The sequence below is a fragment of the Methylomicrobium lacus LW14 genome (assembly GCF_000527095.1).
In the GTDB taxonomy this organism is placed as follows: Bacteria; Pseudomonadota; Gammaproteobacteria; order Methylococcales; family Methylomonadaceae; genus Methylomicrobium; species Methylomicrobium lacus.
This window is the reverse complement of the sequence record NZ_AZUN01000001.1, coordinates 984862-1001284: the sequence shown is the minus strand read 5'-3', so window position 1 is coordinate 1001284 and position 16423 is coordinate 984862. Positions and strand designations below refer to the sequence as shown.

The window sequence follows — 16423 nt, the reverse complement described above, 5'->3', positions numbered from 1 at the left end:
AACCAGGAAAAGACAATGCTGAGTCAATTGCGATCATTGTGGGAAGTATTGAAGCATTCGTTCGTCAAGGCGGATACGGTCGAATACCCTGAACAGAAACCGGCTTTGTCCCCACGTTATCGGGGACGCATTATACTGACCCGCGACCCGGACGGCGAAGAGCGCTGCGTAGCCTGCAACCTTTGCGCGGTCGTCTGCCCGGTCGATTGTATTGCGTTGCAGAAAACCGAAGACGAGAATGGCCGCTGGTATCCCGAATTTTTCCGGATCAATTTTTCCCGCTGCATACTCTGCGGATTTTGCGAGGAAGCCTGCCCGACCTTTGCGATCCAATTGACGCCGGATTTCGAGATGTGCGAATACGACCGGCAGAACATGGTTTACGAGAAACAGCATCTGTTGATCGACGGTACCGGAAAATATCACGATTACAATTTTTACCGGGTCGCCGGCATGACGATCTTTGGCAAAGCCAAGGGTCAGGCCGAAAACGAATCTCCGCCTGTTGATGTAAAAACCCTGCTGCCTTGAAGGAGAGCATGATGACGTTGATCCTGTTTTATGTCACGTCCGCGGTCGCGGTTTTCGCGACGATCATGATGATTACGCGGCTCAATGCGGTTCATGGCCTGTTGTACCTGATTCTGTCGCTGCTGGCCGTCGGCGTGATTTTCTTTTTGTTAGGCGCCTATTTTGCCGCCGTGCTGGAAGTGATCATTTACGCAGGCGCGATCATGGTACTTTTCGTTTTCGTGATCATGATGCTGAATCAAGGGCACAAAACGATAGCCCAGGAACGCGCCTGGCTTGAGCCAGGGACGTGGTTAGGCCCGTCGCTGTTGGCCCTGATCCTATTCACCGAAATGCTTGTGGTCATCGTCCAGGGCGGCAGCGCCGAAACCGGCCATGTAGTCAGTGCCAGTCAGGTCGGTATGGCGTTATACGGACCTTATCTGATCGCGGTTGAACTGGCCTCGATCCTGCTGCTGACCGGTCTGGTCGGGGCTTATCATCTCGGCAAACCGATACTGAAAATGGCAAAACCCCGGAGCGAACCATGAGCGTGATTCCTGCCGAAATGGGGCTGCTGCTGTCCGGTCTGCTGTTTGTGCTCGGCTTGATCGGCGTATTGGCGCGTCGCAATCTGATCATGATCCTGATGTCCCTCGAAGTGATGCTGAATGCGGCCGGACTCGCGTTTATCGTGGCGGGGTCGCGCTGGGGACAGGCGGACGGGCAAATCCTATTTTTGCTGGTATTGACGCTGGCCGCGGCGGAAGTGGGTATCGGCCTCGGCTTGGCGCTGCAGATTTTCCACCGCTTCAAAACGTTGGACGCCGATTCGATCAATCAGATGCAAGGCTAGGAGACGACCGTGTTTGACTTGCTGGGCTGGGTACCGATCATTCCGCTGCTGGGATTTCTGATCCTGGTCTTTTACGGCCGGCGCTTGTCCAAGCCAGAGATCGCCTGGATCGGTGCCGGCAGTGTCGGGATTTCGACAGTGCTGGTGGCGCTGCTCGGCTTCGAATTCCTGCAAGGGCCGATGTCCCCCTATCGTCTGACCTTGGGCTCGTGGATCGTGTCGGGCGACTTGTCGATTCCGTTCGGCTTTTACCTCGACGCTTTATCTCTGACGATGCTGTTCGTCGTAACCGGCGTCGGTTTTCTGATTCATCTGTACGCGGCCGAATTCATGGAAACGGACGCCTGTTATGCGCGCTTTTTCGCCTACATGAATCTTTTCGTCGCGGCGATGCTGGTGCTGGTGCTCGCGGATAATCTGGTGCTGCTTTACCTGGGCTGGGAAGGCGTGGGCCTCGGCAGCTATCTGCTGATCGGCTTCTGGTATCAAAATCCGGCCAACGGCTATGCCGCACGCAAGGCCTTCGTGATGACCCGCATCGGCGATACCGCGCTGGCATTGGGCCTATTCCTGCTTTTCACCGAATTGCATACGCTCGATATCCCGTCGCTGATGGGACGGGCCCAGAGCCAATGGACGACCGGTGCCGTGTTGCCGATCGTCGCGGCGGCGCTGATTTTGGGCGGCGCGGTCGGCAAATCCGCACAATTGCCTTTGCAGACCTGGCTGCCGGACGCGATGGCAGGCCCCACGCCAGTCAGCGCGCTGATCCATGCCGCCACGATGGTCACCGCCGGGGTCTACCTGATTGCTCGCACCCATGTCTTATTCATGCTGGCGCCTCCGGTGCAAGGTGCGGTCGCTTTGATTGGCGCGGTTACGCTATTAATGGCGGGCTGTTCGGGTCTCGTGCAGACCGACATCAAACGCATCCTCGCCTATTCGACGATTAGCCAGATCGGCTACATGTTTCTCGCGCTTGGCGTTGGGGCCTGGTCGGCGGCGATTTTTCACCTGCTGACGCATGCCTTCTTCAAGGCGTTGCTATTCTTGGCCGCCGGCGCGGTGATCTTCAGTTTTCACCACGAGCATGACATTTTTAAAATGGGCGGGCTGCGCAAAGCAATGCCGCTTGCCTACTGGAGTTTTATGATCGGCAGTGCCGCGCTGACCGCGCTGCCTTTTACTTCTGGATTTTACAGCAAGCACGAAATTTTACTGGCCGCCTACGAAACCTCCCACATCCTGTGGGGGGCTGGCTGCCTGGGCGCGTTGATCACCGGCATCTACAGCTTTCGTCTGGTGTTTGTGGTGTTTTTCGGCAAGCCAACGCGGGAGATCGAAAAGAAAATCGGCGGACGTATGACTATTCCTCTCGTACTGCTGAGCGTTTTGGCGCTGTGTGGGGGATTGCTGCAAATCCCGCTGGATACGGTATTTCCGGCCTTGAGCGAACAAAATCCCGGGCAAAACGCTACGCTCGTTTCGATCATAACCCTGGCGGCGCCGATTCTCGGGGTCGCGATCGCGGGACTGTTCTATCTGACCGGCACGTTTTCGGCAGCCAATTTTGTTAATTTACCTGGGGCCAGGCTGTTAAATCGCTTATTTTTGACCGGCTGGGGCCTCGATGCGATTTACGGCGCCGTGCTGATCAGGCCTTTTAAAACCCTCGCTGCCCTGAATAAAAACGATGCGGTCGACAAGTTGTACCTCGGCATTGCCTGGCTGAGCCGACAATTGCACCGCCTGACCAGCGCCACGCAAACCGGACGTATCCGTTGGTATGCTTCGTCGATGGCATTCGGTACGGTCGTCGTGATCGCGATAGGACTGCTGTCATGATCTTGCCCTCATTGATCGCCGTTCTGTTTGTAGGCGGGCTCGCCGCCTGGATTTCGGCGCGCTGGCATGCGAATGCGCCGCGCTGGACCGCCATTGTTACACTCGCCTTGGAAGCATGGCTGGCCGCCTCTCAATTGACCGGCAACCACGCCGCGGAAATCCCGCTTCCGGGCAGGCCGGCGGCATGGCTGACCGAACTCGACCTGCCCTGGATTCTGCGCTTCGGCATCGGTTTCCATTTGGCCGCCGATGGCCTCAGTCTGCTTTTGATAGCGCTGACAGTTCTGCTCGGATGGATGGCGGTCTGCTGTTCCTGGACCGAAATCGGCAAGCGGACAGGATTCTACTACTTCAACCTACTAGCCTGCCTGGCTGGCACCGTCGGGGTGTTTCTGGCGGTCGATCTCTTCCTGTTCTTTTTGTTCTGGGAAGTGATGATTATCCCGATGTATTTTCTGATCAGCATCTGGGGGCATGAAAACCGGACTTACGCGGCAATCAAATTTGTAATCTTCACGCAAGTCAGCAGCCTCTTGATGCTGCTCGCGATCATCGTGCTGGTGCTGGTCAATTATCAGCGTAGTGGCGCCTTTTCGTTCGATTATTTCGCCTTGCTGAATGTCCCGCTCGAACCCAAGCTTGCCGATTGGCTGATGCTCGGCTTTCTGATCGCCTTTACGGTCAAGCTACCCGCCGTGCCATTCCATACCTGGCTGCCGGACGCGCATACGCAGGCCCCCACCGGCGGCAGCATCATCCTGGCCGGTGTCTTGCTGAAGACCGGCGCCTACGGCCTGTTGCGTTTCGTGATCCCGCTGTTCCCGGATGCGGCGCATCGCTTTGCCCCGATCGCGATGACGCTGGGTGCCGTGAGTGTGCTTTATGCCGCAATGATGGCTTATGCTCAGTCCGATATCAAACGGCTGGTCGCCTATACCAGCGTCAGTCACATGGGGTTCATCCTGCTGGGGTTATTTTCCTGGAACCTGCTGGCGATGCAGGGGGCGGTCGTCACGATGCTCGCGCACGGCCTGAGCGCTGGAGCCTTATTCATGATCGCGGGTTTCCTGCAAAAACGCCTGCATAGCCGGGAATTTGGAGATATGAGCGGTATGTGGCAGGCCGTACCGCGACTGTCGGCGTTCATGCTGTTCTTTGTGATGGCCACGCTGGGGCTTCCAGGCCTTGGGAATTTCATCGGCGAATTTCTGGTGCTTCTGGGCGCCTTTAAAGTGAATCCGATAGTCACCTCCGTGGCCGCCCTTGCGTTAATCCTGGCGCCGGTCTATGCGCTGATCATTATCCAGAAAGCGTGTCACGGCCCCTTGCAAAAGCGGCCGATTTTGACCGATTGCGGCATCCTTGAACTGTCATCGCTGGGTGTGCTGATACTGGCCTCGGTCTGGCTTGGCCTACATCCCCAGACCGTATTGGATATTTCGGCGCCGGCGCTGCAACAAGTGATTCAAAACATGAATGCAAAGGAACCCTCATGGACCTTGATTCGCTAATCGTTCTTGCACCTTTCATTGCGATGATCGTCACGGCCATCACCCTCATGCTCGTGATCGCGGTCAGACGGAATTTCGCGCTGGTCAACGGTATCGCCGGCTTTGGCATCGTGTTGTCCCTGCTCTTGATTGGCCCTGCCTGGCATAAATCTTCGATCCAGGCGATTCCATTGCTGAACATAGACCATTACGCGTTGTTCTTTGTCGCCTTGTTGTTACTGGCAGGCCTCGCGGTGCTGGGCCTGTGCCATGATTATTTCAAGCAATACGATGCAGAAAACGAAGAACTTCCGTTGCTATTGTTAACCGCGCTCTTAGGCGGGTCGGTGCTGGCCGCCAGCAGTCATTTCGCCGCCTTGTTTTTAGGTCTTGAAATACTGAGTATTTCACTGTTCACGCTGATCGGCTATCCGGTCAATCGGACTCGCCCGCTCGAGGCGGCAATCAAATACCTGGTATTGTCCGGCGTGTCTTCGGCCTTTCTGCTAATGGGCATTGCCTTGCTCTATGCCGAAAGCGGCGAGCTTGATTTCATCGGCATTGAAGGCTTCATCGATGCCCACCTTCCCCTAAATTCCGTGATTCTGAGCGGCGTTATTCTGATCGCGGCAGGGCTCGGTTTCAAGCTATCGTTGGCCCCGTTTCATTTGTGGACACCGGATGTCTACGAAGGCGCTCCGGCGCCGGTGACTGCGTTTATCGCGACCGTCTCGAAGGGTGCTGTTTTCGTTCTGCTCTTACGTTTATTGGTGACCACCGGCAGCTACCGTTACGTTCCTTTGCTGACCGTGTTCAGTTTCATCGCGATGCTGTCTATTTTGGTCGGCAATATGCTGGCATTGCTGCAAAAGAATATCAAGCGCTTGTTAGCCTATTCGTCGATCGCCCACATGGGCTATCTCTTGGTAGCCTTGATTGCCGGCGCAAGCATTGCGAGGCCACTAGTTGTCGAATCGGCCGCTTTTTATCTGGTTGCCTATTTCATTACCACGATCGGTGCCTTCGGAGTCGTTTCGGTGCTGTCCACGCCGCAACAAGAGGCCGGTGATGTCGCAATCTTGCGCGGTCTGTTTTGGCGGCGTCCGTGGTTGGCCGGAACGTTTACGCTGATGTTGTTATCGCTGGCAGGCATTCCCCTGACCGCCGGATTTATCGGTAAATTCTATGTTTTCACCAGCGGCGCCGATGCCCGACTGTGGGTCTTGCTGGCTAGTGTCATCATCGGCAGCGGCCTTGGGCTCTACTACTACGTTAGGATCATTGTCGCGATGTCGATGAATAGTGAAGAGGTGATGTCTGAACCCCCCAAAAAATCCCGCAAATGGCTGTCTACCGTAACACTCGCCGCCTTAAGCCTGCTGCTGGTCTGGTTCGGCATTCTTCCCGGACACCTAATCGATTGCATTCAGTCGATAGCCATTTCGATGAGATAGGCTAACTGTAGCGGCCCGATAACATAAATCACAGGACCCGATTACATCCGTTTTTCGGGACCACTTTAGCTGATAATATCCATGCGCTCCGGCCCACATTAAACGAGAATGAGCCCAGATTCATTGAGAACAGCCCGATAACATCGGTTAGGAACCAGATTAACTGAGAATGAACATAGTGCAAATAATGCGTACCAACCCGTCTCATGCTGTCAAACGATTGACTATACCCGACCCCAAGCGGGCAATCGGTGTATAGGATGTATAGAAAGAAATGACTGAGTGTAAGCGCCCAGCCCTTTCACATAGTCAGGCTGCCAAGGCTATGATTTAATCCGAGCAACGAAAGGGCGGTAATTCGTCGATGCGGCTGTTAGGTCAGGCAGGCAGTTTTTCTAGAGCATTTTCGTTTCGGATGTACGGTCTTGAATAATGCCGCTAAGTTAAGCCAGGGTTCGTCATTCCGGCAGGGAGTGCCGGAATTAAACTGCCAAGGATGGCAGGCTTTAATACTTCCATGTACTCTCGGCAATTGCTCCTGCCTTGCCCTACCTCCTGCGTCCGTGCAGTCGTGGATCTCGGCAATCCCTGCCGAGATGACGGCTTAACTTAACAGCATTGCACCTTTACCCTATATGAAAATGCTCTAGGGGGCTTTTAATCAGGCCGAAGGATCGAGGCCGTTGAGCTTGGCGGTGCCGGGCGGCGCGGCGGGTTTCAAGGCGGAGATTTGCTGCTGATCGCCAAGCCAAGGGTGCGCGCAGCGCACCCTTGGCTTTACAGATCCATTACTATGACCTTTTCTGTTCGATCCGCTTGAGCAATTCGAAAAGATCGCTGTTGGTAGACATTACAATCGTAGCCTCTTCGTTCAAAACTTTGCGGTAGGTTTCCATACTCTTCGAAAATTTGAAGAACGCTCCGCTCTACCCGCCCTACCGCGCCAGAAAGTTTTCAACGCCGTTTGACAAATTTCCGCCACTCTCTTATGTTATCGCAAAAGCGCATCAGCTAATAAGCTAGCTAAATTTTCCATTCCATTGCGCCTCAAACCCCAAAAATTGACAATACTTTCCCCTTCATTTTACAGGCGCATTGCATGAAAATGTGTAGAAACTCCTCGTCTACCCTGAAACAGTACGTGATAAAGATATGGCTGCTGGTTGCATCCATCGTGCTGGTATTACCAACTTTTTCAATATGCGAGGCGCAAGAAACGAGAGACGTTCGAAGCGACAGCCCCGCGCCCAGTACAGCACTTTCGGCTGCCACGGCCAATCGAACTTCCCCTTTTGATCCGCCAACAAGCGATGTTTTCATTGCCGACAATGGCAATGGACTGGATACGGGATGTACCTTTAATACAGACGCAGGTCATCCTTTAGTTATTGAAGTCGTTATCGACAAATTTGTCGGCGATGTCGATGCTGACGGCTATTTGATCGACCCGTCAGCGTTTATTACTGCTGGTATCATTCCTGCGAAAGTCGCAGTTAAGATGCCTGCTTATGATGTCGATGTTACTGGCGGTCCGCCAGCGGAAAAAGACGAAGTACTGTTCAACGGTGAAAGTGTAGGTTTTCTGACAGGAGATAATAATATTTGGAAACTAAATGATTTCACTATCGACATTCGAAAAGTGAAATTTCCTCAGCGGCCGGGTAATGGCTCTAGCGTAACGCCAGTTACCAACAAAATTCAAATCAATGTCGATACGTTAAGTAGCGGAAGCTGGTGTACAGCCATCGACTGGGTGGCGATGCACATCCCTATCCGCCCAAAATTGGCTCTTAAGATGTCGGTCGGCGAAGGTGGTAATAAAGTTCGACAAAATACCGGCGAGGAAACGATTGATGTTATTTATGAGCAAGAGTTTGATCAAACATGCACCGTGACAACTACGACAGAAGCCATCGACGAATATCCTTTCTCGGGTTTTACCGGGGGTGGCAGCCCCAATTTGAAAGCTAAAATCAAGACTTGCCCCGAGAACAGCATCGACCCGCCCGAAGTATCAGTCGAATGGACCATTAGCGGGGGTGGCAGTGACTCCAAGACATGGTCAGGTTTTGAGGGTGATTTTCCAGTGGCTGTGCCGGATAAAATAGGCAGTTATCTGGTGAATTTCACTTATACAGTAAATGACAATAAAAATAATCATCAGGAAACCCTCGGTGCCAGTCGAAAACTGTTTGCGACCAAAGCCAGCCCAAATGATAACGTTAATCCGCCTCGCCGTGCCTGGTACGAAAAAGCGACCGCGTGGGCTGCCGGAAAATCGGACGAGGCCGCGATACATGCTGCGGTACTTCAGGGCGTTTATAGCTTTGGCGGAGCCAACTGGCAGTACTCAACGTATCCTCAATGCCGTGACTGGAGCGGAATGGTCAATGATCCGATCACCTGCACGCAGGCCGATTGCTACCTGTTCAGCGATGTATTTAGCGCAATGTCGAAAACACTGGGGGTGGACGGAATGTACAGGGAAATACAAAGAGGCTCGCTAGAAAAAGGCTTTTTAACAGTTCTGGGGCAGCAATCAATCGACCCTCTCTTCAGGGGGAATGCTAAAGCATTCGAAGGTACCGTTTATGACCGATATAGATTCTTAGATCACAGCTTACGCCGATATAACAATAATTTCTATGACGCTACCTTCAACAAGATTTATTCTACAAAGAATGAGTTTGTTGCTTTTAACCAAACCGGAGAGACGCTGGCGGATGCCAACGGGCCTTACTTGGTTACCGTTGAAGGCGCGAAAATTTATCAATTGCCAGGCCAAGCACCGGCATCTCCAGGAGCTGATTGGGATAATTATAGTTATTTGTTGCCACCGGCTCCCCTCTCCACTTCTGCACTAATCGCGAATGCAGAGGCAACCGTAGGCGGGCTCCAATTCCCGGATACCGCAAATTATCGCCTGATAGATACTGAAAACGACGGCATCTATGAGGCCCTTGCTGTCGATGTCGATGTCGAGATTACCCAGGCGGGTTCCTATACCATAGGGTGCGAATTAAGGAAAAACGGCCAGTTAATTACCAGCGGCCAGTATCATTCTTCAGCTGACTGCACGAAAACCTTGATAGCCGAATCCGGAAAGCAAACGGTAACGCTGATGTTCTCGGGTGAAGAAATCTTCCGTTCCGGTCAAGACGGTCCCTACGACCTCAATCTCTCAGTCTTAGGCGAAACGAACACAAAAAGTCTGCAAACGCCAAATTATGATCATCAAACTTTCGGAGAGCTTCTCGCATACATTACCGGAGCGCACGATGAGGGGGTAGATGAGAATGGTGATGGGATGTTAGAGGGTCTCCGTGTGACGATGGATCTCATTGTTCGCGCAAGTGGTAATTACCGTTTTGCAGGGTCTTTGTATAAAGATGGCAAGCCCTCAATAAGTAACGCTTATGCCGACGATGTCATGCTTACGGCCGGGCAGACGCAGTATAGTTTTGTGTTTCCCGGTTTACCGTTGCGTCGGTCCGGCCTGAATGGACCATATGATGGAGGGTTGTCGCTTGAAGAAAGCAGCGGCGAAGGCAATCGCTATGCGGTAGGTTTCAAATTTGTCACCCAGCCTTATCAGTTTCAAAACTTCGCCTCCGTGTTTGAACTGGTGGACGGTTCCGTTGCCGATAAAGGGGTTGATAACAATGGCAATGGGCTGTTCGACCTCCTTAATGTCACCGTTGATGCCAGTTTTTCCCAAGCAGCGACTTATCTGTTGGAAAGTCAGCTCGAACTGACGAGCACCTCGGGAACCTACCATACATCAAGTATTTCACAATCAATCACGGTAACACCTGGGATTCGGCAATTGAGTTTTGATTTTGACGGAGCTTATATTTTCAAACGTCAAATTGACGGCCCATACCGGGCGGAAGTTGTCCTTAAGGATCCTGAAACTCACAAAGTAATTGACAGGCTTCAGCTTCCGCAAGAGACTAAAAGCTATTCGTATACCGAGTTTGACCCCAATCAAGCGACTGTTCCAGCCATCGTGCTGACGGGCTCTTCGAGCAATCGAGGGGTCGACACCGATGGAGACGGCTTGTTCAACCAACTACAAGTTGAGGTAGGGGTAAAACTGAAAACGAGCGGCACCTACGTTTGGAGCGCCCGCTTAGTCGATTCAACAGGTACGGAAATCGGTTTTTATACGCATCAACTGGATTTAAGTGCCGGCGATGCCCAGATAAGCTTTGTCTTTGACGGCAGCAGAATCGGTACTAATGGTCAAGACGGTCCTTACTTCGTAAAAGATTTATTGATAGCTGGCCCCAGCGGCAGCAACTTGGTCAGCTTCGATCTAGCCACGACTTATGCTTACAAGGCCAGCGAGTTTGAAGGATTCGTTCCGCCTAAAATACGCGGGGATCTCAATGGCGATAGCCTGGTTGATGATCTTGACATCGCGTTGTTAAAAAATGCCCTGGGCAGTAAAGTCGGCGACCCGAAATTCAATCCGGATGCGGACCTGTATCGGGATGAACGGATTAATGGCAAAGACCTGCAAATCTTGCTCGACTTGACTAATTAGCTACTGTCAGCGTTCGACAAAACGATCATTTACTTTTGGGTGATGAGTATAATGGACGATACGCATACGACAAAAGATTCCCATGAATATTGGTTACGCCCGCGTCAGCACCCGCGATCAGACCGTAGCGCTTCAGGTCGATGCGCTAAAGGAGGTGGGCTGCGCCAAGGTTTACACGGAAGTCATCAGCGGCGCGGCGACCGAGCGGCCGATATTGGCCAAGCTACTCGAAGAGGTGCGACCGGGTGACATCGTGGTGGTTTGGAAACTGGATCGTCTGGGGCGTTCGCTCAAGCATCTGGTTGAGACCGTCAATCTGCTGTTACAGCGGGATGTCGGCATCAAGAGCCTCAATGATCCAATCGACACCACAACGCCGCAAGGACGTCTGGTGTTTAATCTTTTCGCTTCCTTGGCCGAATTTGAACGCGATGTGATTCGCGAGCGCACGCAAGCCGGTCTTTCCGCCGCCCGCGCACGTGGACGCATCGGCGGACGCCCGAAAGGCTTGCCGCAGAAAGCCCTATCCACCGCTTGCGCCGCCGAAACACTGTACCGTGAAGGCAAGCTCAGCGCCCAGCAAATTGCCGAGCATCTGCATATTTCCAAGAGCACTTTATACGCCTATCTGCGCCATCGCGGCGTACCCCTCGGCGTATCGAGAGCGGTTCGGTAGCGTCGAGATTGTGCTGTGACTAGAAAGATCATTCCCTCTGAGACCTTGATCGATCTGGCACGGCGGCTGGCATTACTGCCGACTCGCAGTCACGAACGCCGCCTGGTCGTGGCGGAAACCGCGCAGACGTTTGGTGTTTCTGAGCCCACCTTGTACGGGGCGCTGGCCGAGCGATGCCGGCCAAAGGCTTTGCGCCGCGCTGATCGGGGAGTGCCGCGCGTACTGCCTGCAGAGCAGTTAGAGCACTACTGCGAATTGATCGCCGCGATAAAAGTGCGAACATCAAACAAGAAAAGCAGACACCTTTCGACCGCCGAATCGATCCGGCTGATCGAGACGTTCGGGATCGATACCCCCGCTGGCCATGTTCAAGCCGCTGCCGGCACACTCAACAAGACCACGGTGAATCGCTATCTCAAACAATGGGGTTACGACCGCACGACCCTAGGGCGACCACCGCCTGCGGTGCGCTTCCAGGCGGAGCACAGCAACGATTGCTGGCAATTCGACCTTTCGCCATCGGACCTCAAGGAAGTCGAGGCTCCGTCATGGATTCGTCCGGATATGAAGGCGCCCACCCTGATGCTGTTTTCCGTCGTCGATGATCGCAGCGGGGTGGCTTACCAGGAGTACCACTGCGTCTACGGCGAGGATGTCGTCACCGCCTTACGTTTTCTATTCAACGCCATGGCCGCGAAATCCTCGCCTGACGCTCCGTTACAAGGTATCCCGCTGATGATATCAAGGAAGTCGAGGCTCCGTCATGGATTCGTCCGGATATGAAGGCGCCCACCCTGATGCTGTTTTCCGTCGTCGATGATCGCAGCGGGGTGGCTTACCAGGAGTACCACTGCGTCTACGGCGAGGATGTCGTCACCGCCTTACGTTTTCTATTCAACGCCATGGCCGCGAAATCCTCGCCTGACGCTCCGTTACAAGGTATCCCGCTGATGATATACACTGATAACGGACCTGTGGCACGTAGCCAGGTATTTCAGCGCGTGATGCGTTACCTTGGCATCAAGTTGCGCACCCACCTGCCGGCCGGCAAGGACGGCCGTCGTACCACGGCCCGTTCCAAGGGCAAAGTCGAGCGCCCATTCCGCACCGTGAAAGAGCTCCATGAAACCTTGTATCACTTCCAGAAACCGCGCGATGAAATGGAAGCGAATGCCTGGTTACAGAACTTCCTGGTTCGCTACAACGCAATGGATCATCGCTCTGAGCCGCATTCGCGTGCCGAAGATTGGTTGCAGAACCTGCCCGCCGGCGGCATTCGGGCGATGTGCAGTTGGGAACGTTTTTGCACCTTTGCCCGCGAACCGGAACGGCGCAAGGTGGCGATCGATGCGCGCGTCACGGTGGACGGCATACCGTATGAGGTCGATGCTGACCTAGCCGGTGAGGAGGTGGTGCTGTGGTGGGGGCTGTTCGACCAGGAATTGTTTGTCGAGCACGGTGAAAAACGCTTCGGTCCTTACTTGCCGGTCGGCGGTCCCATCCCCTTGAATCGCTACCGCGCTTTCAAGAAATCAGCCACGCAGACGCGTGCGGATCGCATCGAGACATTGGCCGCTCAACTCGAATTGCCGCGTGCCGCCCTGGAAAATCGGCCCGACGTCGCGGCATTCATTCGGCCCGACGGCTTACCCGCGCAAGCGTTTGCCGATCCCGATCCATTCAACCAGTTGGCTTACCCGAGCATACTGGCGGCGAAACGCGCCATTTCGGAATTTTTGGGGCTGCCACTGGCGAAATTGTCTGCCGATCAGCTCGCTCGGATCAATGCGCTTGTTCAGTCCACGCTGAACAAGCGGGAAGTGCTGGCACGGGTCCGTGCCTGTATCGAACCTGTCGAACATGTATCGGAGAACCCGCCTCATGCTGAGTGACATTAGAAACCACTATGGCCTCATCCGGGAAATGAGTTCGCTTAGCCAGGTCGCCTATTTCGAAACGACCCAATTACAACAAGTCGTCACCGAACTCAAGCTGGCCATCAAGGACAGCAAGCTCATCGTACTGGCCGGCATGGTCGGTACCGGTAAGACGGCGATGCTGCAAAAAATCCAGGACTTACTGGAACAAGATAAAGCCATCTTGACTGCCAATTCCTTAGCTTTGGATGTTAGCCAAGTCACACCCGCAACGCTGGTACAGACATTATTCAGCGATCTGGCCATCGATAAGGATGACCCCCTGCCTAAGTCGGTTGGGCTCCGAGAACGGGCGTTGCGCGAGTTGATTCGCAAAAGGAAAAAACCGGTCGCCTTGTTCATTGATGACGCTCACCAGCTGCCGAGCAAGACCCTGATTGCCCTAAAACGCTTGATGGAAATCGTGCGGAGCGGCAAAGGGACCCTGTCCGTGGTGTTGGCCGGGCACCCAAAGCTCAAGAACGACTTGCTGCGCCCGTCAATGGAAGAAATTGGCGCACGAACGACGTTTTTCGAACTGAACAGCTTCGGGCACGACAAGAAAAAGTACGTGTACTGGTTGCTCGATCAAGTCACGGCAGCAGAAACCCAGCTGGATACTTTAATCACCGATGCTGCCGTGACATTACTCTGCGAGAAATTGACGACACCGTTACAGTTTGAGCTTTATTTGACGCGCGCTTTCGAGGAGGCCTTCCGAGTCGGACAAAAACCGGTCGACGCCGATACCATTCAAGATATTTTGGCGCCTGACCTGGATGGGTTGGAAGCACGTCTGACGCGTAACGGTTACAACGTCAGGTTGTTGACCGACATACTCACCGCCAAACCCAAGGAAATCCGCTCGTTCCTGAGCGGTCAATTACCGCCTGAACGAACCCAAGAACTCCACGATCAATTGCTGGCTGCCGGCGTATTACTGTAAGGCATAACACATTAGCAGCAAAGCGGTAGCCGTTCTCGGTTAATGTGGTTCCTGGCCGATGTTATCGGGCTGTTCTCAATTAATCAGGGCTCATTCTCATTTAATGTGGGCCAGAGCGCACGGATATTATCAGCTAAAGTGGTCCCGAAAAACGGATGTAATCGGGTCCTGTGATTGAGGAGGCCTTCCGAGTCGGACAAAAACCGGTCGACGCCGATACCATTCAAGATATTTTGGCGCCTGACCTGGATGGGTTGGAAGCACGTCTGACGCGTAACGGTTACAACGTCAGGTTGTTGACCGACATACTCACCGCCAAACCCAAGGAAATCCGCTCGTTCCTGAGCGGTCAATTACCGCCTGAACGAACCCAAGAACTCCACGATCAATTGCTGGCTGCCGGCGTATTACTGTAAGGCATAACACATTAGCAGCAAAGCGGTAGCCGTTCTCGGTTAATGTGGTTCCTGGCCGATGTTATCGGGCTGTTCTCAATTAATCAGGGCTCATTCTCATTTAATGTGGGCCAGAGCGCACGGATATTATCAGCTAAAGTGGTCCCGAAAAACGGATGTAATCGGGTCCTGTGATTTATGTTATCGGGCCGCTACATTTAGGCTTGCTGGCCGATGCGGTCAAGACGATGCTGAACGCATATTGACCGAGATAATTACGGCTGTTAGACTCTTTGCTTCGCAAAAGTCCTTTTCTAATTCCCCGGAGATGCTCATGAGTCTGATAAAAATGATGCCGTTGCAGGCCTTGCTGTGCGCAAGTGCCTTACTGACCGGCTGCGCATCGAATGAGATATACCGGAGCATTTATGAGCCGTGTAGCGTTTCACCAGGCAATGCGTGCGAGCAAAACTCGCTGCATCTTTACAATACGGGAAAGGACAATGAATACACGCTGGGCTTCGTCGAAATCGACGATCAGGGCCAGATGCGCGACCGCAAACAGATGCAGGCCCTACTCGATACCCTCTACAAAAAAGCCGCCGAAGAAAGCGTTTTGTTGAACGTCTTCGTGCACGGCTGGCATCACAACGCCCGCCCCGGCGATCCGAATATCGAAAGTTTCAAGGACAATCTCGCCAAACTCAGCGCGATCGAAAGCCGGCGCAGCAAGCAACTGAAGCGCCCTGCCCGCAAAATTGTCGGCGTCTATGTGGGCTGGCGCGGCGAATCGCTCGACGTACCGCCGTTCAATTATCTGACCTTCTGGGACCGTAAAAGCACCGCGCAGGATGTCGGCTATCTCGGCGTCAGCGAACTCTTGGTCAAGCTGGAGGAAATCGCGAATGTGCGCAATTCGATGATTCCTCCGATCAAAAGCCGCCTGGTCGTGATCGGCCACAGCTTCGGCGGCGCGGTCGTGTACAGCGCGACCTCGCAAATTTTGGCCAGCCGCTTCGTCGACAGCCAGGAAGGCAAAGGCTTTACCGATACCGCCAAAGGCTTCGGCGATCTGGTCGTTCTGCTGAACCCGGCGTTCGAAGCGCTGCGTTATGCGCCCTTTTATGATCTGGCCCAGTCGCGTTGCAGTTACTTTCCGGAACAAGTGCCGCGTTTGGCGATTTTGACTTCGGAAGCCGACAGCGCCACCGGTACCCTGTTTCCGTTGGGCCGCGTGTTCTCGACTTTTTTCGAAACCCATCACGATATCGAACGCAACGACTGCAAACATCCGCTCGCACTGGATGAAGGCGAAGCCGACCGCAATACGGTAGGTCATTATCTGCCGTTGATCAGCCACACCTTGAAGCCTTTGGACAAGGAAAAGAACATGCGGGTCGCGAGCTATGCCAACATGAAAAACATCTGGAGCACGCAAACGCCGGGCGGTTCCACGCAATACGGCTCCACCGTGCTGACGCATCTGAACAAAACCACCCCACAAAATCCTTATCTGAATATCCGGGTCGATGAGGAGATCATCGACGGCCACAACGATGTATTCAATGAAAATGTGATGCAATTTATCCGCTTGCTGATCGGGCTTTCAACAGAAGACTAAAAGTTAGATAGTTTTTTGCAATACAGCTTTCCTTTTTCTTCAGTGAGAGGTGATTCATTCGGTGGAATGCGCTGGGCATTCCACCCTGCGCATCATTGTCATTAAGTTAATCGCTTCGACTCCGCTCAGCCAACGATATATCGGTCCTCGTTATTCTCAAAATCA

At 53.5% G+C, this 16423-nt stretch carries 12 protein-coding genes and 1 pseudogene; all 13 read left to right on the top strand.

Annotated elements, in window-relative coordinates:
- Positions 1-15: 15 nt before the first annotated feature.
- The 13 genes and pseudogenes from nuoI to METLA_RS0104350 all read left to right on the top strand — a co-directional run bounded on the left by nuoI (position 16) and on the right by METLA_RS0104350 (position 16258).
- Positions 16-531 (top strand): NADH-quinone oxidoreductase subunit NuoI, encoded by a 516-nt coding sequence (nuoI, locus tag METLA_RS0104420; protein ID WP_024297404.1) that lies wholly within the window; start codon positions 16-18, stop codon positions 529-531.
- An 8-nt stretch (positions 532-539) separates the two neighbouring features.
- Positions 540-1061 (top strand): NADH-quinone oxidoreductase subunit J, encoded by a 522-nt coding sequence (gene nuoJ / locus METLA_RS0104415; RefSeq protein WP_425411735.1) that lies wholly within the window; start codon positions 540-542, stop codon positions 1059-1061.
- Positions 1058-1366 (top strand): NADH-quinone oxidoreductase subunit NuoK, encoded by a 309-nt coding sequence (nuoK, locus tag METLA_RS0104410; protein ID WP_024297402.1) that lies wholly within the window; start codon positions 1058-1060, stop codon positions 1364-1366. The genes nuoJ and nuoK overlap by 4 nt, the downstream gene beginning before the upstream one ends.
- Positions 1367-1375: 9 nt before the next feature.
- Positions 1376-3211: an NADH-quinone oxidoreductase subunit L gene (gene nuoL, locus METLA_RS0104405; RefSeq protein WP_024297401.1), complete on the top strand. Its 1836-nt coding sequence runs from the start codon at positions 1376-1378 to the stop codon at positions 3209-3211.
- The gene (locus tag METLA_RS0104400; protein ID WP_024297400.1) at positions 3208-4722 is read left to right on the top strand and encodes a complex I subunit 4 family protein; all 1515 of its coding nucleotides are present in this window, start codon (positions 3208-3210) and stop codon (positions 4720-4722) included. The genes nuoL and METLA_RS0104400 overlap by 4 nt, the downstream gene beginning before the upstream one ends.
- Positions 4704-6155 carry an NADH-quinone oxidoreductase subunit N gene (locus METLA_RS0104395; RefSeq protein WP_024297399.1) on the top strand — a complete coding sequence of 484 codons (1452 nt, stop codon included), beginning with the start codon at positions 4704-4706 and terminating at the stop codon, positions 6153-6155. Before METLA_RS0104400 ends, METLA_RS0104395 begins: the two co-directional genes overlap by 19 nt.
- Before the next feature lie 1099 nt (positions 6156-7254).
- The gene (locus METLA_RS0104380; RefSeq protein WP_024297398.1) at positions 7255-10704 is read left to right on the top strand and encodes a dockerin type I domain-containing protein; all 3450 of its coding nucleotides are present in this window, start codon (positions 7255-7257) and stop codon (positions 10702-10704) included.
- Positions 10705-10786: 82 nt separating this feature from the next.
- A complete protein-coding gene (locus METLA_RS0104375; RefSeq protein WP_024297397.1) occupies positions 10787-11380 on the top strand; it encodes a recombinase family protein in 594 nt (197 codons plus the stop codon).
- Positions 11381-11425: 45 nt separating this feature from the next.
- Positions 11426-12163, top strand: coding sequence for a hypothetical protein (locus METLA_RS0104370; RefSeq protein WP_152539366.1), 738 nt, complete (start codon positions 11426-11428; stop codon positions 12161-12163).
- A pseudogene (locus METLA_RS0104365) lies at positions 12118-13272 on the top strand (DDE-type integrase/transposase/recombinase); the annotation flags it as partial. The gene METLA_RS0104370 and the pseudogene METLA_RS0104365, both read left to right, overlap by 46 nt.
- Positions 13262-14242: an ExeA family protein gene (locus METLA_RS0104360; protein WP_024297396.1), complete on the top strand. Its 981-nt coding sequence runs from the start codon at positions 13262-13264 to the stop codon at positions 14240-14242. The pseudogene METLA_RS0104365 and the gene METLA_RS0104360, both read left to right, overlap by 11 nt.
- Positions 14243-14412: 170 nt before the next feature.
- Positions 14413-14658 carry a hypothetical protein gene (locus METLA_RS0104355; protein ID WP_024297395.1) on the top strand — a complete coding sequence of 82 codons (246 nt, stop codon included), beginning with the start codon at positions 14413-14415 and terminating at the stop codon, positions 14656-14658.
- Positions 14659-14971: 313 nt separating this feature from the next.
- Positions 14972-16258 (top strand): hypothetical protein, encoded by a 1287-nt coding sequence (locus METLA_RS0104350; RefSeq protein WP_024297394.1) that lies wholly within the window; start codon positions 14972-14974, stop codon positions 16256-16258.
- The last annotated feature ends 165 nt before the right edge of the window (positions 16259-16423 follow it).